Raw genomic sequence first — 18,817 nt, 5'->3', positions numbered from 1 at the left:
TTCCACCGAGCAATTGCCCCGCCTAACACGAGAGTATGTGGCAGCTCCTGCAATTCCCGCTTTGTCCCTTCTCGCGGAAGGTCCGCCTGCTGCTGGCCGAAAAGAGCATCGGCTATCAGCCGGTGCGCGAATCGCCATGGGCCAGGCGCGACGAGTTCCTTCACCTCAACCCCGCCGGACAGACCCCGGTGATGATCGATGAGGCGCTGGGCATCCGGCTGATCGATTCGATGGCGATCTGCGAGTTCATCGAGGAGACCGGCGACCGCCCGGCGATGCTGAACGGCAGCGCCGCCGACCGTGCCGAGCAGCGGCGGCTGGTGACGTGGTTCGACACGCAATTCTACCGCGAGATCACCGGCCCGTTGCTGATGGAGCGGATGGAGAAGCGCATCGTCCATCGCCAGTCGCCCGACACGAAAGCGCTGCGCGAGGCGATGAAGGCGGCGGTCGAGCATCTCGACTATATCGATTATCTGCTCGACCACCGGCAATGGCTGGGGGGATCGACGATGAGTCTGGCCGATCTGGCGGCGGCGGCGCAGATCTCGATCGCCGATTATCTGGGGGGCATCGACTTCAAGACCCATGACCTCGCCAAGCGGTGGTACATCGGCATGAAGAGCCGCCCGAGCTTCCGGCCGCTGCTTGCCGAGCGGATGGAGGGGGTGCCACCGCCGGCGGATTACGAGAAATTGGATGTGTAGGCGCGCCGGGCAAGGTCCAGCGTAGCTGGACCGAGCCGCAGTAGGCGCGCCCGGCCGGCGGCGCTGCCAGCGCCGTCCGACGACACGGGCTTTGCCCGTGGCGGGTGTTGGGTCGCTTGGAACAGCTACCGGTCAGGAAGCGCACCGTCAGCGTGTATGGATTCCGGCCTTCGCCGGAATGACGATGGCGCGCCGGGCAAGGCGTAGCGAAGCTACGCCAAGCCGCCCGAGGCGCGCCCGGCCGGCGGCGCTGACGGCGCCGTCCGACGACACGGGCTCTGCCCGTGGCGGGTGTTAGGTCGATCGGAACGGCTCCCGGTCAGGAGTCGCATCGTCAGCGTGTATGGATTCCGGCCTTCGCCGGAATGACGATAGGGGCGGCAGGGTTGGCGCGTTGCGGCGGGGCGGGGCGGGTCCTGACCGGAGTAATTCCCCCCAAAGTTTACAAAGTTTACACTCGCGGCGGGTTTGGCACTGCAGCGCACCCCGGCATCGGCCGGACCGGGTACGTCGTTGATTCAATTGTCGAAGAGCGTCACCAATCCTGACAGGCCGCCGCCCTGTAGGACAGCCCGGTTCAGAACGAATAGGACGAGAGGAACAGCAGCCCGCTTTGCGACTGGCGGCGGAAGCGGACCTCGGTTTCGTTGCCGGGCGGCGGCTGGTTCTCGACGAAGCCCTTGCCGAGGATTTGCGCATCGACGTCGTAGAACACGCCGATGCCGAGATTGAAGCTCGACTTGCGATCGTCGCCACGGCGCAGGCCGACCAGCACGCCCGCACCGATCGCGTCGATCACCTTGTCGCTGCCCGGCTGGAATGCGATGAACGGCCCGATGCCAAAATCGGCGAGCGCCGAGCGGCAATTCTTGTATTCGCGCGAACCGGTGCCGAAGTCCTGGCAATAGCCATGATCGGCGGCGCGCTGTGACGCGCTGAACGTCGGGGTCCAGAAATGATGGAGTTCGAGGACGACCCGCGCCCGGATATTCTCCGTCCGGTTCACCCGGACCACGCCGTCGACGATCGACGCATCGAGCACCCGGTCGTTGTTGCCGAGATCATAGGACATCGACAGGCCGATGCCGAAATCGACGCCGCTGAAATTCTGTTTGCCCGATCCGGCGGCGGCCTTGTCGGCGGCCACCTTCGTGTCGGCAGTGGCGGCGGGCTGCGCCAAGATCGCCGGTGTTTCCTGACAAAATGCCGTCGCCGGCAGCAGCGCGCCGAGCGCCGCGAGCAGATAGGTTCGCATCGGTTCCCCCCGTCGTTCGATGATCGCAAACCCGGAAAGAACGCCCCGCCCCGGTCCTACTGGACGAGGGCGGGCGACGCTTCGGCGACTGGCACCGGATTGGACGGAGTGAGGGCGTGAGCCGGGATTGGCGGAGAAGATCGATCCGTTTCGGGTAGATCGAACGGCGATCTGCCATTTTCCTGCCCGGAACGAGTGGCGGGCAGCTGGCGAGGGAAGGTGCCGGTCGCCACTTGATAGCCGCATCGCGAAGGTAGAGGGAACCGGGTAGTTAGAGGATGCGGACAGCGATTGTCGCGATCAGGGTGGAAAGCGGACGCAGGACGAAATCCGGACGAACCGAACGTCAGCCGCCTTTCGTCACGATGGGTGGCGGACCGACAAGCTTGGCGCCGCAGCTAGTCGCGCGCGACGTCAGCAGCCGGGAGGCTTGCGCGTATCGCTTTTGGCCAATCTGGATGACGTACTCGCGCTGCTCACCCGTGCGCGAGGCAATGTCGATGCTTACGCCGTCGCCTTGCACGAAATGCAGCTCTCCCAGGGACACTGTTTCCAGTTGGGTCAGTCCCTGCAGCGTCAATCGCAGTGTGCAGCGATCAGGCAATTCGACGCCGGCTATCGTGCCGCGCTTCAGTTCCTTGAAGTCCTTGGCTTGCAGGACCCGGACAGGCGAACCGTTGAGCGCGGCGGCGAAAGCGCGATCAGCGGCAGGCACAGCGGCGTCCGCACCGACCGGAAGCGTCGGCAGGATGGCGGCAAGCACGAAAGATCGTAGCAGGATGGGAATGGGTCGTCCTCCTCGTTGGCCTGCGCAGCTTCGCATCGCAGGCCAACGTCCGCAACTGGACGAAGGTCGACATCCTCACAACAACGCCCGTCGGCCCGTTACAACCGGCTTCCACCTGTTGCCTCGGGAAGTCAGTCGCGCCTAATGCCCCAGCGCCTTCTGCCGGCGGCGTTGCACCGACGATCCCAGCCCGAGCGACTCGCGATACTTGGCGACGGTCCGCCGCGCGATGTCGAAGCCTTTCGCCTGCAACAGTTCGACCAGCGTGTCGTCGGAGAGGATCTTCTTGGCATCCTCCTGCGCGATCAGGGTACGGATCGCGTCCTTGACCGCCAGCGCCGACACCGCCTCGCCGCCGTCGGCCGACTGGATCGCCGAGGTGAAGAAATATTTCAGCTCGAACAGGCCGCGCGGGCAGGAGAGATATTTGTTCGAGGTCACGCGGCTGACGGTCGATTCGTGCATCTCGATCGCCTCCGCCACTTTCGCCAGCGTCAGCGGGCGCAGGTGCGCGACGCCGTGGCGGAAGAAGGCCTCCTGCTGCTTCACGATCTCGGTCGCGACCTTCAGGATGGTGCGCTGGCGCTGGTCGAGCGCCTTGACCAGCCAGTTGGCGCTGGCGAGGCAGTCGGACAGCCATGCCTTCGACGCCTTGGTCCCGCCGGTCGACAGTTCGGCATAATAGCCGCGATTGACGAGGACGCGCGGCAGCGTCGCGCCGTTGATCTCGACCGCCCAGCCCGCCGCGCGCGGCGCGACGAACAGGTCGGGGACGACCGACTGGGTGCGTTCGCCGCCGAAGCGGCAGCCGGGTTTGGGATCATAGCCGCGCAACTCGCGGATCATGTCGGCGAGGTCTTCGTCGTCGACGTCGCAGATGCGGCGCAGTTGCGGCAGCGCGCCGCGCGCGACGAGATCGAGATTGTCGATCAGCCGCGCCATGCACGGATCGTAGCGATCGGCCTCCTTCGCCTGGATCGTCAGGCATTCCGCCAGGCTGCGCGCGCCGACGCCGCTGGGATCGAAGGTCTGGACGATGCCGAGCACCGCTTCCACGCGGGCGAGCGGGACGCCGAGGCGGGTCGCGATGTCGAGCAGCGAGGCGGAGAGATAGCCGCACTCGTCGATCTGGTCGATGATCGCGCTGGCGATGAACAGGTCGCTGCCGGCGACGCTGGTCCCGGCCTGTTGCAGCAGATAGTCGATCAGCGAGAGGTCGTCGCCGGCCAGCGCGTCGAGATCGGGCGCGTCGTCGAACCCGCCGCTGCCGGTCGCGGCCAGCCCGAGGCCGCCGTCGAGGCTGCCGACGCCGTCGGACGGGCCGTCGTGGTGGAAGGTGTCGCCCGGATCGACGTCGAGCGATTCGCTGCCGCTCCCACCCATCAGCAGTTCGTCCGATCCGGCCGGTTCGCCGGAGGGGGCGATCTCGACCGGTTCGGCCGGGCCGCCGTCGTCGTCGCCACCGCCCGAATCGAGCAGCGGGTTCTTCTCGATCTCCTCGGCGATGAATCCCTCGACCTCGAGATTCGACAGCGCGAGCAGGCGAATCGCCTGCTGCAACTGCGGCGTCATCACCAGCGATTGCGACTGGCGCAGGTCGAGGCGCGGGGCGAGACTCACTTTAGAGTTCGAACCCTTCGCCAAGATAGAGGCGGCGGACGTTGGCGTCGGCGACCAGTTCGGCGGGCGATCCGGCGAACAGCACGCGCCCGTCGTAGATGATGTAGGCGCGGTCGACGATTTCCAGCGTCTCGCGGACATTGTGGTCGGTGATGAGCACGCCGATGCCGCGCGACTTGAGTTGGATGACGAGGTCGCGGATGTCGGCGATCGAGATCGGGTCGATCCCGGCGAAGGGTTCGTCGAGCAGGATGATCGTCGGATTGGCGGCCAGCGCGCGGGCGATTTCGGCGCGGCGGCGCTCGCCGCCCGACAGCGCCATCGCGGCGGCGGTGCGCAGGCGGGTGAGGCCGAATTCCTCGAGCAACTGTTCGAGCCGCGCGGCGCGCCGCGCCTTGTCCGGCTCGGCCAGTTCGAGCACGGCGAGGATGTTCTTTTCGACCGACAATCCGCGAAAGATCGACGTTTCCTGCGGCAGATAGCCGAGGCCGAGGATCGCGCGGCGATACATCGGCAGTGCGGTGATGTCCTCGCCGTCGAGCAGGATGCGGCCGGCGTCGGGCTTCACCAGCCCCATGGCGGAATAGAAGCTGGTCGTCTTGCCCGCGCCATTGGGGCCGAGCAGGCCGACGACCTCGCCGCGCCCGACCGACATCGACACGTCGGACAGCACGACCCGCTTGTCATAGGATTTGGCGATCGACACGACCGACAGGCCATGGTCGCTCGGCGGTTCGGCGATCGGCGGCGTGTTGGCCGCCGGGCTGAGGAGGGTCGTGTCGGTCATCGGCGGCGTCCTGATCGCATGTCGGTGGTTAGCAGGTGCTTACCACCGGTGATTTGGCAGGATTGTTGCATCACGGGCACGCGAAAGGAAAGATCGCACCGCCGCGACGTGCCCGGAAACCGCGATCAGTTGCGCTTGGGCACCGAGAATCGTCCGGTCACGCGCCCGCCGCCCTGGGTAACGGTGCCGCCCGGCGTCGCGGGACTGCCGACGCCCGATCCGTCGATCGTCGCGCGGCCGGTGTCGAGGTTGATCGACAGCCGTCCGCCGGTCAGCGTATTGGCCCCCTGTGTCAGCCGCACGCCGCCGATCATCGTCACGACGCGCGCGCCCACGTCATAGACGGCGAAGCGCGACCGTGCGGTCTGATCGGGACGGGTGACGACGACATTGCCGGTCGCGTCCATCCGCGATGCCTGCGGCGAGGCGCCGGCCGTCACCTGACCGGTATAGGCGACGGTGACGCGGTCGGCGGTCATCGTCATCGTCGACTGGCGGATGGTGACACCGCCGGTCAGCACCGCGCGATTTGCCTTGTCCTGCAATTCGATGGCGTTGGCCGAGAAATCGATCGGCGCGTTCGAGTCGTGGCGCGCCTGCGCGAGCACGGGGCCGGCCAGCGCCAGCAGCGCGGCGGTGACGACGAAGCTCGGAAGCGCGGTGCGAATCATCGCGGCTATTTCGTGCGTGCCGGGTCGATACGCAAGCGCGCATTGCCGGTGAGGCGCACGGTGCGCGACTCGAGATCGGCGTCGAGCCGGTCGCCGCTGAAGACGCCCATCGACGTCGTGCCGGTGACGGCGCTGCCGCTCTGCAATTTCCGGGTCTTGAGATCGACCGTCGCGTTGGTCGTATCGAGCGAATAGCCGTCGGCGGCGCGGAAGCGGATCGGCCCCAGCACGTCGACCTGTTCGGAGGCCATGTCATAGCGGCCGCGCGGCGCGGTGAGGCGCGCCGGCCCGTCGGGCAGGCGGATCGCGGCGGCCAGTTCCTGCAACTGCACGACCGGTTCGGCCGAGCTTTTCTGCACCGCCGAACGGGCGTCGATGACGAACGGCTGCCCCTTGGCATCCTGTCCGCGATATTCGGCGGCGCGCAGCCGCATGCGTTCCTGCGCGATGTCGACCTTGTTCTTGTCGAGCATGAAGCTGGTATCGCCGCGCATGAACAGCGGGGCCATGACGAGGAATGCGGCGAGCACCCCGATCGCGATCGGGAGCGCCACCAGCAGGAAGGCGATGCGCCGGTCGTGGGCGCTGCCCGGCGCGGCGCGGCGTTGCCGCCGGCTCCGCTCCAGGCGGGCGACCTCAGACATGGGCGAAGATGTCCGTCTCCGGCCAGCCCGCCAGATCGAGCCGCGCGCGGTGCGGCAGGAAGTCGAAACACGCCTGCGCCAGCGCGGTACGCCCCTCGCGCGCTAGCCGCTTGCTCAGTTCCTCGCGCAGCGCGTGGAGGAAGCGCACGTCGGAGGCGGCATAGTCGCGCTGCGCGTCCGACAGCACCGGGCCGCCCCAGTCGGACGACTGTTGCTGCTTGGAAATATCCTGGCCGAGCAGTTCGCGCACCAGTTCCTTCAACCCGTGGCGGTCGGTGTAGGTGCGCACGAGTCGCGACGCGATCTTGGTGCAGAACACCGGGCCGGCGGTGACGCCCAGATAATGGTCGATCGCCGCCAGATCGAACCGGCCGAAATGATAGAGCTTCACCCGCGCCGGATCGGCGAGCACCGCCTTCAGGTTCGGCGCGGCATAATCGCTGCCCGGGTTGAAGCGGACGAGATGCTGGTCCTGCCCGCCGTCGGATAGCTGGACGACGCAGAGCCGGTCGCGCGGGGTGATGAGGCCCATCGTCTCGGTATCGACGGCGATGTCGGTGCCGGGCGCGAACACGCCTTCGGGCAGGTCTTCTTCATGGAAATGGACGGTCATCGCCTGCGCCTAGCGGCTTCGCGGGTGCGGCTCAATGGCGCGATCGTCGATTCGTACCGGGCAGGTCCAAGCGATCGCACGGGAATTGCGCCCGATGCGCCGTAGTTCTGTGCCGCTTTCGCCACAACTCGTCGTGGATCGGGGGTGCGAAACGATTGCGTCCGCGAAATTCGTTTGGGCGCACCGACTTTTCGGTTATGGCAGGGAAGTGGCACCCGGTCTGGTGGTGCCCGAACACCTGCGTTTTTCGCTCGGCGCTTGGGTTTAGGATGAATTTGGGCGAACCGGGAAGACGAACAGGGCAATGAGTTTCGATCGAGGACGGCGCGGCGAGCGCGGTGGGCGCGGCAGGGACAAGCGCGACGGTTTTGGTGACGAAGGCGGCAGCAGCAGCGGCAGCAGCTTCGGTGGCGGCGGCTTCGGCGGCGGCGATCGTGGTGGCTTCGGCGGCGGCGGGTTCGGCGGCGGCGGTGGCTTCGGCGGCGGCAGCAGCGGCGGGTTCGGCGGCGGCGGCAGCAGCTACGGTGATCGTGGCGGCGGTGGCGGCTTCGGCGGCGGCGGCGGTGGTTTCCGCGGCGGCGGCGGTGGCGGCTTCGGTGGTGGCGGCGGCGGCGGCGGTGGCCGCGGCATGCCCCCGCAGGTCGTCGGCGAGGCGACGGGCGTGGTCAAGTTCTTCAACGCGCAGAAGGGTTTCGGCTTCGTCGTGCGTGATGACGGCGGCGAAGACGTGTTCGTCCACATCTCGGCGGTCGAACAGGCGGGCCTCAGCGCGCTGGCCGAAGGTCAGCCGATGGGCTTCACGCTCGTCGATCGTGGCGGCCGCATCTCGGCGACCGACCTGAAGATCGATGGCGAGCCGATGGCTGCCACCGGTGGTGGTGGCGCGCCGCGCGAACCGCGTGAACCCCGCGCCGGCGGCAGTGCCGGTGGCATGGGTGGCCCGCAGCGTCAGCTCACCGGCGAGCGCGCGACCGGGACGGTCAAGTTCTTTAATGCGATGAAGGGCTTCGGCTTCATTCAGCGCGACGACGGACAGCCCGATGCGTTCGTGCACATCTCGGCCGTCGAGCGCGCGGGTCTCCCGACGCTCAACGAAGGCGACAAGCTCGAATTCGAGCTCGAAGTCGATCGTCGCGGCAAGCACGCAGCGGTGAACCTCAACAAGCTTTGAGGGTCTCGCGATCGCGAAGACAAGGGGCCGGTCACTCGAAAGGGTGGCCGGCCTTTTTCTTGTTCGTGAGACGGGAGGCAATGTCCGATGGATCAGGCGACCCCGAACCTGCCGTCGCGCGATTTCGCGGCGACCGCCGGTTTCTATGCGGCGCTGGGCTTCGCGGAGGAATGGCGCGATGGCGGCTGGATGATCCTGCGCCGGGGCGACCTGCTGCTGGAGTTTTTCCCGTACCCCGACCTCGATCCGGCGACGAGCAGCTTCGGCAGTTGCCTGCGGCTCGACGATCTCGACGGGTTGTACCGCATGGCATTGGCGGCGGGCATCCCGGAGGCGACCATCGGCTTTCCCCGGCTGCACCCGCCGACGATGCAGCACGGTTTGCGCATCGGCGCGCTGCTCGATCCCGACGGGTCGTTGCTCCGGCTAATCCAGAACCCTTGAGCGGTCGTCGGATCAGAGCGGTTGGCCGCTATTCGCGGGAAAAGGCCGCGCGGTGGACGACCAGTCCGGCGCAGGCACCGGCGGCGCAATAATCGAGGAAGTCGAGGAGCGCGTCGCGGTCGATCCCGCCGACTGCGTCTTCGCGGGACAGGCTTGTCGCAAGCATCAACGCGCCGACGACCGCCCCGGTCAGCACGCCGAACCCCAGCGCATCCCGCCTGCGCCGCCGCCCGGCGCGCGCGGCGAGGTGCCACAGCGGCATGCCTATGGCGAGGCAGAGCGGGATCGCGACGAACGATCCGACGACGATGCACAGGGCAAAGAAGCCGAACGGCGGCAGGGTGAAGCCAAGGCCGCCCTGCCAGTTGGCGAGCGCGGGGCGCAGTTGCCACAGAAACACGTCGACCATGACACCGACGACGGCGGCGAGCGACAACGCGCATGCGCGATGGCCGGGCGTGAGGTCGGAATGGTCGATCATGGCGTCTGGCTTTCGATGGCGGGTAAGGAAAGGCGTGAGCCGGTAGCGCGACGGGTCCATGCTGTGTCCGTCACCGGTCGACGCCGGATGCGACGAAGTGTGCGACCAGGCCGCCAGCCGCACCCGCAATGCAGAATCCTGCGAATTCCCACAGTCCGGCGTAGCCGGCGCGGACAAGCTGTTGTGGGCCGGCCAGCAGCACAAAGCCGATACTGACGATCGCGCCGGCAAGCGTGCCCAATTGTATGGCCTTGTGCCGGCTGCGCCATCCGGCGCGCTCGGCGAAATACCAGAGCGGCATGCCGATGACGAGGCAGACCGGCACCGCGATTAAGGACCCGAAGGCGATGTAGAACGCCCAGAAAGCCGGAGGCAGCGCATCCGCTATCCCGTTCTGGCCCGTGCTGATGATCACGGCGCGCGCATAGTCGAACGCAAGGTTGACGATGACGCCGACCACGGCGGCAAGCGAAAGTGCGGTGAGCTTGCGCTCAAGCGACAAGAATCGATCGGGTTGTTCGGTCATCAGGCGGCTCCGGTTCGAGCGATTCGTCAAGGCAACGGTTGCGCCACGAAACATCAGCCGGGTGGATAGGCGGCGCGGTGGGTGATGGACCCGGCGCAGCGGCCGGCAAGGCAATAGCCGAGAAAATCGAGTGGCTCGTCATACCATGCGCCATCGTTCACGCCGAAGACGGCCATCGCCAGCCCGATGATCGCGCCGACGATCAGCCCGAAGCGAAGCGCGTCGCGGCGACTCTGCCGGCCCGATCCCACGGCCAGATGCCATAATGGCAGGCCGATCATCAGGCAGAAGGGGATGGCGATGAGCGACCCGACGATGATGGTCAGCGGCAGGAAGTCGAACATCCTCCACCAGCTAAATGCAAGTCGACCTCCGGTGGCGAGAATCCCGCGCACCAGCCACAGCGCGATGACGATCACGACTCCGGCAACGGTGGCGACGATCAGCGAGCCGATACGCAGGCAGACGGAAGGCGCTGCGACACTATTCACGCGATCCCTCCCGCCCGCAGCTCGACCGGCCCCACCCGCCGCACCCCTGCGCGTGGCGGCAGGTGCGCCGGTTCGTTGAGGTCGTGCACCAGCCCCACGCGGCGCAGCGCCAGCAGCAGCCACCAGCCCGGATCATGCTGGCCGGGTTCGATCCCCAGCCGGGCCGAGTCGGGAAAGGCGTGGTGGTTGCCGTGCCACGCCTCGCCGAAGGTGAGGAGCGCGGCGGCGGGCAGGTCGTGGCCCTGCACCGCGACGCCGTCGACCGCCCAGCCCTGCGGGCCGTGGCGGTGGGTGATGTGGCCGACCAGCCAGTGGCCGGTGACGCTCACCGCGACTCGCACCGGCACCCCCCACACGACCCACGGCCAGCCGCCGATCGCGAGGAAGACCAGCGCCCATGGCAGTTGCTGCGCCATCCAGCTCGCCTCCAGCCAGCGCAGGAAGCGATCGTCGCGCAGATAGGCTTCGGGGACGAAGCGCGGCGGATGCGCGAGGTCGAGCCGGCAGTGCATCTGCCACCACGCATCGCGCAACGGGCGGGCGCGATGGGCGTGGAGCGGATGGCAGTCGGTCTGCCGCTGCGCCCAGTCGCGCGTGTCGTGCAGCCGCACCATGCCGAGCGGCGCGGCCATGCCCACGAGCGTGCCGAGATAGACCAGCAGCCGTTCGAGCCAGCGCGGGGCGACGAAGCTGCGATGGATCAGCAGCCGGTGCAGCCCGACCGAATGGCCCGCGCACAAGGTCACGCCGCTGGTGACGAGGAACAGCGCCACGCTGCCCCAGGTCGTGTGGAACGGCGCGGCGGTGAGTGCCGCCAGCGTCATGCCCCCGATCCACAGCGAGCGGACCGGTGCCCAGCGCACCCGGCCGTCGGTTGCCGAGGTGTCGGGGTCCGCCTTCATCCGTGCTGTTGACATCGCCATAAGGCGTCCTTTCGGTAATTAGGTATATACCTAAATAGCGAAGCATGTTTGTCAAGCGCGGTGCGAACGCCTAGATCATGCGCCATGCAACGTGTGTTCGAAGCCCTGGCGTCGGTGCCGCGACGCAAGATCCTCGCCTATCTCGCCCATGCCGAGATGAGCGCGGGCGAGATCGCTGCGCGGTTCGAGATGTCCAAGCCGTCGATCTCGCAGCATCTGTCGGTGCTGGAGGCGGCGGGGCTGGTGCGCAGCGAGAAGCGCGGGCAGTTCGTGTTCTATGCGCTGGTGCCCGACAATCTCACCAACACGCTGAACGGCTTCGTGCAGGAAGTCTGTCCGGTCGGCCGTCCGCTCAAGCGCGAGAGCGCGGCGGCGCGCGCGGCGCGGGAACCCGACACCCCCTGAGGCGCGTTGCAGCGCTTCGGCTACAGGGAATTACGCGATGGGCATGTTGCAGGACGGACGCTGGACCAACGAAACGCCGGTCGCGCCGACCGACGACAAGGGCCGGTTCCAGCGCGCCGACAGCGGCTTTCGCGACCGGCTGAGCGCCGACGGGTCCAGCCGATATGCGGCGGAGGCAGATCGCTATCACCTCTATGTCAGCCTCGCCTGTCCATGGGCGCATCGCACATTGGTGGTGCGTGCGCTCAAAGGGCTGGAGGAGCTGCTGCCGGTGACGGTGGTCGGGCCGATCATGGGCGAATGCGGCTGGAGCTTCGCCGAACGGTTCGGCGGGAGCGGCGATCCGGTGGAGGGGGTGGAGCACCTCCACCAGCTTTATGCGATTGCCGATTCCGGCATGACCGGCAAGGTCACGGTGCCGGTGTTGTGGGACAAGCGCGAGCGGCGGATCGTCAACAACGAATCGGCCGAGATCATCCGCATGCTGAACACCGCGTTCGACGATCTGGGGGCCAAGCCGGGCGATTATTATCCGCCCGAGCTGCGCGACGAGATCGATCCGATGAACGACCGGGTCTATCACAGCGTCAACAACGGCGTGTACCGCGCGGGCTTCGCCCAATCGCAGGAAGCCTATGACGAGGCGGTCCATGGCCTGTTCGACTCGCTCGACTGGCTGGAGACGCGGCTGACGGGCGACTGGCTGGTCGGTGGGCGGCTGACCGAGGCCGACATCCGCCTGTTCACTACGCTGGTGCGGTTCGACCCGGTCTATCACGGGCATTTCAAGTGCAACATCCGCCGGTTGGTCGACTATCCCCGGCTGCGCGCGCTGACGGAGCGGATCGCGGCGTTGCCCGGAGTCGCCGCGACGATCGACCTCGACCAGATCAAGCAGCATTATTATCGTAGCCATCCCGGCATCAATCCCAGCGGCATCGTGCCGGCCGGGCCGGCGGTGCCGTTCTGAACGGTTCAGCGAGCGGCAAGCGAGGAGCGACCAAGCCATGGCGATGACGAGTTTCCTGCGCTGGCTGGCGCCCGCCCTCCTGATCGCGACCGGGTCAAGCGCGCAGACCCCGCCGCCGGCCGTCACCGCGCCGGTCGCGGTCGAGGGGATCGCCGCGCGGATCGTCGCGCGCTATCCGCATGATCGCACCGCGTTCACCCAGGGGCTGGTATGGCACGACGGGCAGTTGTTCGAGAGTACCGGCCAGCCCGGCGTCTCCGACGTGCGCCGGGTGCGGCTGGCCGATGGCAAGGTGCTGGCGCGCGCGAAGCTGCCGGGGCGGCAGTTCGGCGAGGGGCTGGCGCTACAGGGCGATACGTTGGTCAGCCTGACGTGGCAGGACGGGATCGCGCATCGCTGGGACGCGAAGACGCTCAAGCTGCGCGGCAATGCGCGCTATCCGGGCGAGGGCTGGGGGCTGGCGAGCGACGGCCGATCGCTGATCCTGTCGGACGGGACGCCCGAGCTGCGCTTCATGGACCCCACGACCTTTGCCGAGCAGCGCCGGGTGACGGTGACGGCGAACGGGCGGCCGGTGCATAATCTCAACGAGCTGGAGATGATCGACGGCAAGCTGTGGGGCAATATCTGGCACCGCGACTATATCGTGCGGATCGATCCCGCGACCGGGGTGGTCGATGCGCTGGTCGATCTGGCGCCGCTCCGCGCCGAACTGGGGCCGCTCGACCCCGAAGCGGTGCTGAACGGCATCGCATGGGATGCCGGGGCCAAGCGATTGTTCGTGACGGGCAAATGGTGGCCGACGCTGTTCGAGATCGCGCTGGAGCCGGTGGCGGCCGGTTGACCGCGATCGTCACCCTGGAACGCGTCCCGGGTGACGGGGTGTCTGGTCAACTCACCAGTTTGAGCAACGTCGCGATCTGGTCCGCTTCGGCGGCCGGTTTGTCGCGGCGGATGCGGCTGATGCGGGGGAAGCGCATCGCGACTCCCGATTTGTGGCGTTTGGAGGCGTGGATCGAATCGAACGCCACCTCGAACACCAGCGACTTCTCCACCTCGCGGACGGGGCCGAAGCGGGTGGTCGTGTGCTGGCGCACGAAGCGGTCGAGGTCCTTCAGCTCGGCATCGGTGAACCCCGAATAGGCCTTGCCGACGGGCAACAATTCGCCGCCATCGGCCGGATCGGCGGTCCAGCAGCCGAAGGTATAGTCGCTGTAGAACGACGATCGCTTGCCGCTGCCACGCTGCGCATACATCAGCACGCAATCGGCGACCAACGGATCGCGCTTCCATTTATACCACAGCCCGACGCGCCGCCCCGACACGTAGGGCGAGGTGCGCCGTTTGAGCATGACCCCCTCGATCGCCGCATCGCGCGCGCCGGCGCGCAAGCTGGTGAGCGCGGCGAAATCGGCGGCGTCGATCAGGCGGGAGAGATCGAAGGTGACGGGATCGAGCCGCGGCACGAACGTTTCAAGCCGCGCCCGCCGCTGGTCCCACGGCAGCTCGCGCAGATCCTCGCCGCCGTCGAACAGGATGTCGTAGAGGCGGACGAAGGCGGGATAATCGGCCAGCATCGCCTTCGGCACGACCTTCCGCCCCAGCCGCTGTTGCAGCGCGTTGAAGCTGGCCGCGCCGCTGTCCTCGGCATGGAGCGCCGCGCCCTGACCGTCGCCGCGCACCAGCAACTCGCCATCGAGGACGCCCGGCGTGCGGAAGGCGGCGGCGACTTCGGGAAAGGCGGCGGTGATGTCGTCGCCCGCGCGGCTGTAGAGCCGCGTCTCGCCGCCGACATGGACCAGTTGCACGCGAATGCCGTCCCATTTCCATTCGGCGGCATAGTCGGCGAGGTCGACGACCAGATCGTCGAGCGGATGCGCCAGCATGAACGGGCGGAACACCGGCAGGTCGGCGGCATGCGGCTGTTCCGCGCGCCCCTCGGCCCAGTCGAACAGTTCGGCATAGGGCGGGGCGATGCCGTGCCACACCTCCTCGACCGCATCGACGTCGAGGGCGAACGCCTGCGCCAACGCGGTCTTGGCGAGACGGGCGGACACGCCGACGCGCAGGCCCCCGGTGGCGAGTTTCAGCAGCGCATAGCGTTCGTCCGAATCGAGCCGGTCGAGCATCCCGGCGAGTGCCGCCGGCGCCTGCGCACGGGGCAGGGTGGCGAGACGGGTGACGACGCTGTCGAGACTGAGCGAGTCGCCGGGGGTCGCGGTGCCCGCAGGCGGATCGGGCCACAGCAGCGCGACCGTCTCGGCGGTGTCGCCGACGAAATCACGGCTGAGCGCGAACAGCACCGGGTCGACCCGTTCGACGATCAGCGCGCGGATCGCGGCGGATTTGACGGCGGGCAGATCGAGGTCGCCGGTCAATGCGGCGATCGCCCAGCCCCGGTCGGGGTCGGGCGTCGCGCGCAGATAGGTGCCGATCAGCGCCAGCTTGGCGTTGCGCGACCGGGTATAGACCAGTCGGTCGAGAAGGTCGGCGAAGGCGCGCATGGGCGGCGCGAGCTGCGGGGCGGGGGTAATGCCGCCCGCCCCGCCGGTCGATCAGCCCTTGCGCGCGGCTTCGAATAGGAACCAGGCGCGTTCCTCGGCCTGGTCGATCCAGTCGTCGGCAAGGCTGCTGGTGGCGGTGTCGCCAGCGTCTTCGGCGGCTTCGCGCGCTTCGCGGAAGCGCTCGACCAGCTTGAGATTGTCGTCGCGCAGCTCGGCGAGCATGTCGTCGGGCTTCACGAAGTCCTTGTCATTGTCCTTGATCGCGCTGCGCCGCGCGATGTCGCCGATCGAGCGCAACGTGGTGTTGCCGGTCTTGCGCACCCGCTCGGCGATCACGTCGGTGACGGCGAGAATCTGCGACGCCTGATCGTCGAGCATCAGGTGATAGTCGCGGAAATGCGGGCCGGAGACGTGCCAGTGGAAGTTCTTGGTCTTGAGATACAAAGTGAAACAGTCCGACAGCGCGGCGTTGAGGCCGTCGGCGACCGTCACGGTCTTGTTGTTGGGCAGATCGGTCGGCGTGTCGAGCGCAGGATTGGTCACGGGGCGTTCTCCATGATGGGGTCGCGTGGGCAACGATCGCGGTGGCGAATCTTTCCCGTGGAGGCGTGGCGGAAATTCCGGATGCGGTGATCGACGCGCTGGATCAGACCGGATCAGAGCAGCCGTAGCGCGGAAAGGCCGATCACCGCGCCGGTTATCAGTAACAGCCCGCCCGCGCCGACGCCGATCGCGCGGTGCGGCAGCCGCTGCCAGTCGCGCTCGCCGAGGATCGCCGCTGCGACGATCGGGATCGTGGCGGCCAGCGTGCCGCCGATCACCGCCAGCCATGGTTCGGGCGTCCGCGCAGTCAGCGCAAAGACGAGGAACTGGCTGCGATCGCCCAGCGTCAGGATGAACAGCCCGAGCAGCGACGTGAGGCTGCCGGGAAGCTTCCACCCCTCCAGCCGGTCGAACCGCCCGCCGCGCCACATCGCCGCCGCCCCGGCCGACAGCAGCGCCAGCGCGAGCAACAGCGCGCGGGCGTTTGGGGCGAGCATCGGCGCGACCAGTACGCCGCCGACGACGGCCAGCGCGAATCCCCCGGCCAGCGCCAGCACCGCGCCGGGCCACACCGCGCGCGCGCCGAACCGGTCGGCGAGCACCGCCGCTAGCGCCGCCGGCTTGTCGGTCCAGCCGGCGAGCAACACCGCGACGAACGCGGGAACGAGCGGGTCCAACCCCGAATCAGTCGGCCATGCGGACGGCGCAGGCGGCGGCGAAGCTCTGCGCAGTCGCCGGATCGCTCCGGCCGCAGCGCACCGCCTCGCGCGCCAGCGCGGTCCATTCGGCGATCGAGCGCCGCTCGCCCCGCGCCAGTGCGGCGTCGACCACCGCCAGCACCGACAGCGCGGGCAGGTTGTCGCGCGCATGGGCGATCGCCCGAATCGCGTCCAGTTCGCTATGGCCGCCGCGCGCGAACGCATGTTCCGCGTCGATATGGGCGCTTTCGATTCGCATCACCGTCTCTCCCGAAGCTGTTGTTTTACAACCTAAGGATGATTGGTTACGGGGGCGTGAAGGTGCTTGGTCTTGACTTCGCCGACCGGTTGGACCATGCGCTCCGGTCATGCAGCGGTCCGCGCATGGCGGGCCGCTTTTCGTTGTCAATTTTGGGGCGTCAGGCCCAAGGGGTTTTTGGGTCATGGCAAAGCCGACCACCGTCAAGATCAAGCTCGTCAGCTCGGCCGACACCGGCTTCTTCTATGTCACCAAGAAGAACCCGCGCAACCAGACCGAGAAGCTGACCTTCCGCAAGTACGACCCGGTCGTGCGCAAGCATGTCGACTTCAAGGAAGCGAAGATCAAGTAAGCGCCTGCGCCCCCGGTGACGGGGGTGCCGCTTTGGCCAAGGCCCGCCGGTCGCCATGGGTGCGACCGGCGGGCCTTGTCGTTTTGAGGCCGACCGGGCGAACCGGATCGAACCTCGTGTCCGATCCATCGCGTCTAGCCGTCGCCCCAGCGAAGGCTGGGGCCTCAAGCGGCTCCTGTCGCCTCTCCGCCACCGGGAGATCCCAGCCTTCGCCGGGATGATGCTTGTTTGAAGGTGGATGGATCAATCCCTAGCGCTCCACATCGCGCCCCGGATCACGCGGGGCATTGAACGAATCGACCGCCGCGTCGTGGCCCGATCCGTTGCTCAGGAACACCAGCCCCATGAGCGCGGTGCCGAGCAGCACCGACAGCCCGACCCCAGCGATCGTCGCGAGCGCGATCACCCAGTTCATGCCGCCGATCCACCACCAGATGCCAGCCAGCGCGGCGAGCGCCGCGATCAGCGACAGCAGCGCCATCCATGCCAGCATCCGCCGGAACCGCCCCCATGCGAAGGCGGCATAGGCGGGATCGTCCAGATCCTGTTCCATGGCTTTCCAATGCGCGCGAACCGTGAAAGTCTCAACTCGGGAACCCGCTCGCGCACCGGAACGCGACGAAGCGGGGCACAGGAGAGGGAACAGGCAGATGACGATCGGACGAATCATTCAGGACCGCGCGATAGTGGCGGTCGACGCCGATATGGCCGTGACCGAGGTCATCGCGCTGCTGGCGCGGCACCGGATCGGCGCGGTGCCGGTGCTGCGGGGCGGGGAGGTCGTCGGCATCTTTTCGGAACGCGATGTCATCCGATCGCTGGCGGACGGCGGTGGCGAGGCGCTCGATACGGTGGTCGGACAACGGATGACGACGCCGGTCGTCACCGTGACCCGCGACCAGTCGGTGCTCGGCGCGCTGGCGCTGATGACCGACCGGCGCATCCGTCACCTGCCGGTGGTGGAGGGTAGTGCGCTGATCGGCTTCGTCTCGATCGGCGACCTCGTCAAATATCGCATCGACGGGATCGAGGCCGAGGCGTCGGCGATGCGCGACTATATCCAGCAGGGGTAGGGGATGGGGCCAGCGCCAGTCTGATCCGGCCACCCCGTTGACGCCGCCTTAATCGTCGGCCGATAGGACCCGGACATGGCCTCGCTCGGCGAACATCTCAACTGGCACTGGAAACAGTGGCGACACCGCCGGCTGGCGCGCGGCATCCTGACGACGCCGCCGGCGGTCGTGCGCGACGACGGAGTCGTGATCTTCTCGATGATCGGCGGGGCGGTGCTGCTGCCCTATCTCGTCGCGGTCAAATCGCTGCTCCATCATCTGGGGCGCGGGCGGGTGGTGATCCTCGACGACGGGACGCTGACGCCGGAGGACAAGGCGGTGCTGGCGGCGCATCTGGGCAACCCCCGGATCGTCGCGATCGACGATGTCGCGACCGATCCCTGCCCGCGCCGCGACGTATGGGAGCGGTTGCTGACCATCCTCGACCTGCGCGTGCGCGACTATGTGATCCAGCTCGATTCGGACACGGTAACGCTGGGGCCGGTGGCGGAGGTCGCGGCGGCGATCGATGCCGGGCGCAGCTTCACCCTGCTCGGCGAAGGCGATGCGCGGTTGATGCCGGTGGCGGCATTCGTCGCGACAAGGCGGCCGGTCGATCCGCGCTCGCCCGCGACCCATGTGCAGGATGCGTCGGAAGCGGTGCTCGGCCGGATCGACGTGCCGGGGCGCGAATCGCTGCGCTATGTGCGCGGCTGCGCCGGTTTCGCCGGTTTCGCGCGGAGTGACGACGGCCGGGGGCTGGCCGAATCGCTGTCGCTGGAAATGGACCGGATCATCGGCGTGTCGCAGTGGCGGCGCTGGGGCAGCGAGCAGGTCGCGGCGAATTTCGTCGTCGCCAACGATCCCGATCCGGTGCTGCTGCCTTATGCGCGTTATTTCAATTTCTGGAACGA

25 protein-coding genes are annotated in these 18,817 nt (G+C 67.7%); 9 read left to right on the top strand and 16 right to left on the bottom strand.

Translation table 11 applies throughout. The annotated features are described in order from the left end of the window. Positions 1-35: 35 nt before the first annotated feature. Positions 36-707 (top strand): glutathione S-transferase family protein, encoded by a 672-nt coding sequence (locus ASE78_RS00130; RefSeq protein WP_055761691.1) that lies wholly within the window; start codon positions 36-38, stop codon positions 705-707. A 577-nt stretch (positions 708-1,284) separates the two neighbouring features. On the opposite strand, the gene ASE78_RS00125 is transcribed toward ASE78_RS00130, so the two are convergent. The 7 genes from ASE78_RS00125 to ASE78_RS00095 all read right to left on the bottom strand — a co-directional run bounded on the left by ASE78_RS00125 (position 1,285) and on the right by ASE78_RS00095 (position 7,084). Further along, positions 1,285-1,962 carry a hypothetical protein gene (locus tag ASE78_RS00125; protein WP_056491714.1) on the bottom strand — a complete coding sequence of 226 codons (678 nt, stop codon included), beginning with the start codon at positions 1,960-1,962 and terminating at the stop codon, positions 1,285-1,287. A gap of 346 nt (positions 1,963-2,308) precedes the next feature. Beyond that, on the bottom strand, positions 2,309-2,725 hold the full coding sequence (locus ASE78_RS00120) for a hypothetical protein (RefSeq protein ID WP_056491711.1): 417 nt from the start codon (positions 2,723-2,725) through the stop codon (positions 2,309-2,311). 165 nt (positions 2,726-2,890) lie between these two features. Beyond that, positions 2,891-4,369 (bottom strand): RNA polymerase factor sigma-54, encoded by a 1,479-nt coding sequence (gene rpoN, locus ASE78_RS00115; protein WP_056491708.1) that lies wholly within the window; start codon positions 4,367-4,369, stop codon positions 2,891-2,893. 1 nt (position 4,370) lies between these two features. Beyond that, positions 4,371-5,156: an LPS export ABC transporter ATP-binding protein gene (lptB, locus tag ASE78_RS00110; RefSeq protein ID WP_055761683.1), complete on the bottom strand. Its 786-nt coding sequence runs from the start codon at positions 5,154-5,156 to the stop codon at positions 4,371-4,373. A gap of 125 nt (positions 5,157-5,281) precedes the next feature. Further along, positions 5,282-5,827, bottom strand: a complete 546-nt coding sequence (locus ASE78_RS00105; RefSeq protein WP_056491705.1) for an LptA/OstA family protein — start codon at positions 5,825-5,827, stop codon at positions 5,282-5,284. A 5-nt stretch (positions 5,828-5,832) separates the two neighbouring features. After that, a complete protein-coding gene (gene lptC / locus ASE78_RS00100; protein WP_056491702.1) occupies positions 5,833-6,471 on the bottom strand; it encodes an LPS export ABC transporter periplasmic protein LptC in 639 nt (212 codons plus the stop codon). Beyond that, positions 6,464-7,084, bottom strand: coding sequence for a ribonuclease D (locus ASE78_RS00095; RefSeq protein WP_056491699.1), 621 nt, complete (start codon positions 7,082-7,084; stop codon positions 6,464-6,466). The genes lptC and ASE78_RS00095 overlap by 8 nt, the downstream gene beginning before the upstream one ends. Before the next feature lie 304 nt (positions 7,085-7,388). Between ASE78_RS00095 and ASE78_RS19825 the strand changes: the two genes are divergently transcribed. Together ASE78_RS19825 and ASE78_RS00085 are read left to right on the top strand one after the other, a co-directional pair. Then, on the top strand, positions 7,389-8,255 hold the full coding sequence (locus tag ASE78_RS19825; protein WP_056491696.1) for a cold-shock protein: 867 nt from the start codon (positions 7,389-7,391) through the stop codon (positions 8,253-8,255). 87 nt (positions 8,256-8,342) lie between these two features. Further along, on the top strand, positions 8,343-8,699 hold the full coding sequence (locus tag ASE78_RS00085) for a bleomycin resistance protein (protein WP_056491693.1): 357 nt from the start codon (positions 8,343-8,345) through the stop codon (positions 8,697-8,699). Positions 8,700-8,727: 28 nt separating this feature from the next. Here the strand turns inward: ASE78_RS00085 and ASE78_RS00080 are convergent, their stop codons facing one another. The 4 genes from ASE78_RS00080 to ASE78_RS00065 form a co-directional block, all read right to left on the bottom strand. Next, positions 8,728-9,180 carry a hypothetical protein gene (locus ASE78_RS00080; RefSeq protein WP_056491690.1) on the bottom strand — a complete coding sequence of 151 codons (453 nt, stop codon included), beginning with the start codon at positions 9,178-9,180 and terminating at the stop codon, positions 8,728-8,730. A 70-nt stretch (positions 9,181-9,250) separates the two neighbouring features. Further along, complete coding sequence (locus tag ASE78_RS00075; protein WP_156351223.1) at positions 9,251-9,706, bottom strand: hypothetical protein; 456 nt, start codon at positions 9,704-9,706, stop codon at positions 9,251-9,253. A 53-nt stretch (positions 9,707-9,759) separates the two neighbouring features. Next, the gene (locus ASE78_RS00070) at positions 9,760-10,197 is read right to left on the bottom strand and encodes a hypothetical protein (protein WP_056491683.1); all 438 of its coding nucleotides are present in this window, start codon (positions 10,195-10,197) and stop codon (positions 9,760-9,762) included. Next, on the bottom strand, positions 10,194-11,120 hold the full coding sequence (locus ASE78_RS00065; RefSeq protein WP_056491678.1) for an acyl-CoA desaturase: 927 nt from the start codon (positions 11,118-11,120) through the stop codon (positions 10,194-10,196). The genes ASE78_RS00070 and ASE78_RS00065 overlap by 4 nt, the downstream gene beginning before the upstream one ends. An 84-nt stretch (positions 11,121-11,204) precedes the next feature. Between ASE78_RS00065 and ASE78_RS00060 the strand changes: the two genes are divergently transcribed. From ASE78_RS00060 to ASE78_RS00050, 3 genes are read left to right on the top strand one after another with little or no spacing between them, the layout of a single operon-like run. After that, the gene (locus ASE78_RS00060) at positions 11,205-11,525 is read left to right on the top strand and encodes a metalloregulator ArsR/SmtB family transcription factor (protein ID WP_056491675.1); all 321 of its coding nucleotides are present in this window, start codon (positions 11,205-11,207) and stop codon (positions 11,523-11,525) included. A gap of 37 nt (positions 11,526-11,562) precedes the next feature. Then, positions 11,563-12,495 carry a glutathione S-transferase family protein gene (locus tag ASE78_RS00055; protein WP_056491672.1) on the top strand — a complete coding sequence of 311 codons (933 nt, stop codon included), beginning with the start codon at positions 11,563-11,565 and terminating at the stop codon, positions 12,493-12,495. A gap of 37 nt (positions 12,496-12,532) precedes the next feature. Next, positions 12,533-13,339: a glutaminyl-peptide cyclotransferase gene (locus ASE78_RS00050; RefSeq protein WP_235514819.1), complete on the top strand. Its 807-nt coding sequence runs from the start codon at positions 12,533-12,535 to the stop codon at positions 13,337-13,339. A gap of 46 nt (positions 13,340-13,385) precedes the next feature. Here ASE78_RS00050 and ASE78_RS00045 read toward each other — a convergent pair whose 3' ends face one another. The 4 genes from ASE78_RS00045 to ASE78_RS00030 form a co-directional block, all read right to left on the bottom strand. Further along, complete coding sequence (locus ASE78_RS00045) at positions 13,386-14,999, bottom strand: cisplatin damage response ATP-dependent DNA ligase (RefSeq protein WP_056491669.1); 1,614 nt, start codon at positions 14,997-14,999, stop codon at positions 13,386-13,388. A 51-nt stretch (positions 15,000-15,050) separates the two neighbouring features. Next, the gene (locus ASE78_RS00040; protein WP_055761643.1) at positions 15,051-15,542 is read right to left on the bottom strand and encodes a Dps family protein; all 492 of its coding nucleotides are present in this window, start codon (positions 15,540-15,542) and stop codon (positions 15,051-15,053) included. A gap of 113 nt (positions 15,543-15,655) precedes the next feature. Further along, positions 15,656-16,219 carry a TMEM165/GDT1 family protein gene (locus tag ASE78_RS00035; protein WP_056491666.1) on the bottom strand — a complete coding sequence of 188 codons (564 nt, stop codon included), beginning with the start codon at positions 16,217-16,219 and terminating at the stop codon, positions 15,656-15,658. A 7-nt stretch (positions 16,220-16,226) separates the two neighbouring features. Next, positions 16,227-16,502 carry a hypothetical protein gene (locus ASE78_RS00030; RefSeq protein WP_156351222.1) on the bottom strand — a complete coding sequence of 92 codons (276 nt, stop codon included), beginning with the start codon at positions 16,500-16,502 and terminating at the stop codon, positions 16,227-16,229. A 181-nt stretch (positions 16,503-16,683) separates the two neighbouring features. Here ASE78_RS00030 and rpmG point away from each other — a divergent pair, with 181 nt between their 5' ends. Beyond that, positions 16,684-16,851 (top strand): 50S ribosomal protein L33, encoded by a 168-nt coding sequence (gene rpmG, locus ASE78_RS00025; protein ID WP_055761635.1) that lies wholly within the window; start codon positions 16,684-16,686, stop codon positions 16,849-16,851. Between the two features lie 250 nt (positions 16,852-17,101). Here the strand turns inward: rpmG and ASE78_RS00020 are convergent, their stop codons facing one another. Continuing rightward, complete coding sequence (locus ASE78_RS00020) at positions 17,102-17,404, bottom strand: hypothetical protein (protein WP_056491660.1); 303 nt, start codon at positions 17,402-17,404, stop codon at positions 17,102-17,104. Positions 17,405-17,501: 97 nt separating this feature from the next. Here ASE78_RS00020 and ASE78_RS00015 point away from each other — a divergent pair, with 97 nt between their 5' ends. Both ASE78_RS00015 and ASE78_RS00010 read left to right on the top strand, forming a co-directional pair. Next, complete coding sequence (locus ASE78_RS00015; RefSeq protein WP_056491657.1) at positions 17,502-17,924, top strand: CBS domain-containing protein; 423 nt, start codon at positions 17,502-17,504, stop codon at positions 17,922-17,924. A 75-nt stretch (positions 17,925-17,999) separates the two neighbouring features. Next, positions 18,000-18,817, top strand: an 818-nt coding sequence (locus tag ASE78_RS00010; protein WP_056491654.1) for a hypothetical protein, incomplete at its 3' end; no start/stop codon positions are given.

The sequence above is a fragment of the Sphingomonas sp. Leaf25 genome (genome assembly GCF_001421635.1).
GTDB lineage: Bacteria > Pseudomonadota > Alphaproteobacteria > Sphingomonadales > Sphingomonadaceae > Sphingomonas.
This window is presented reverse-complemented; position numbering and strand designations above follow the sequence as displayed.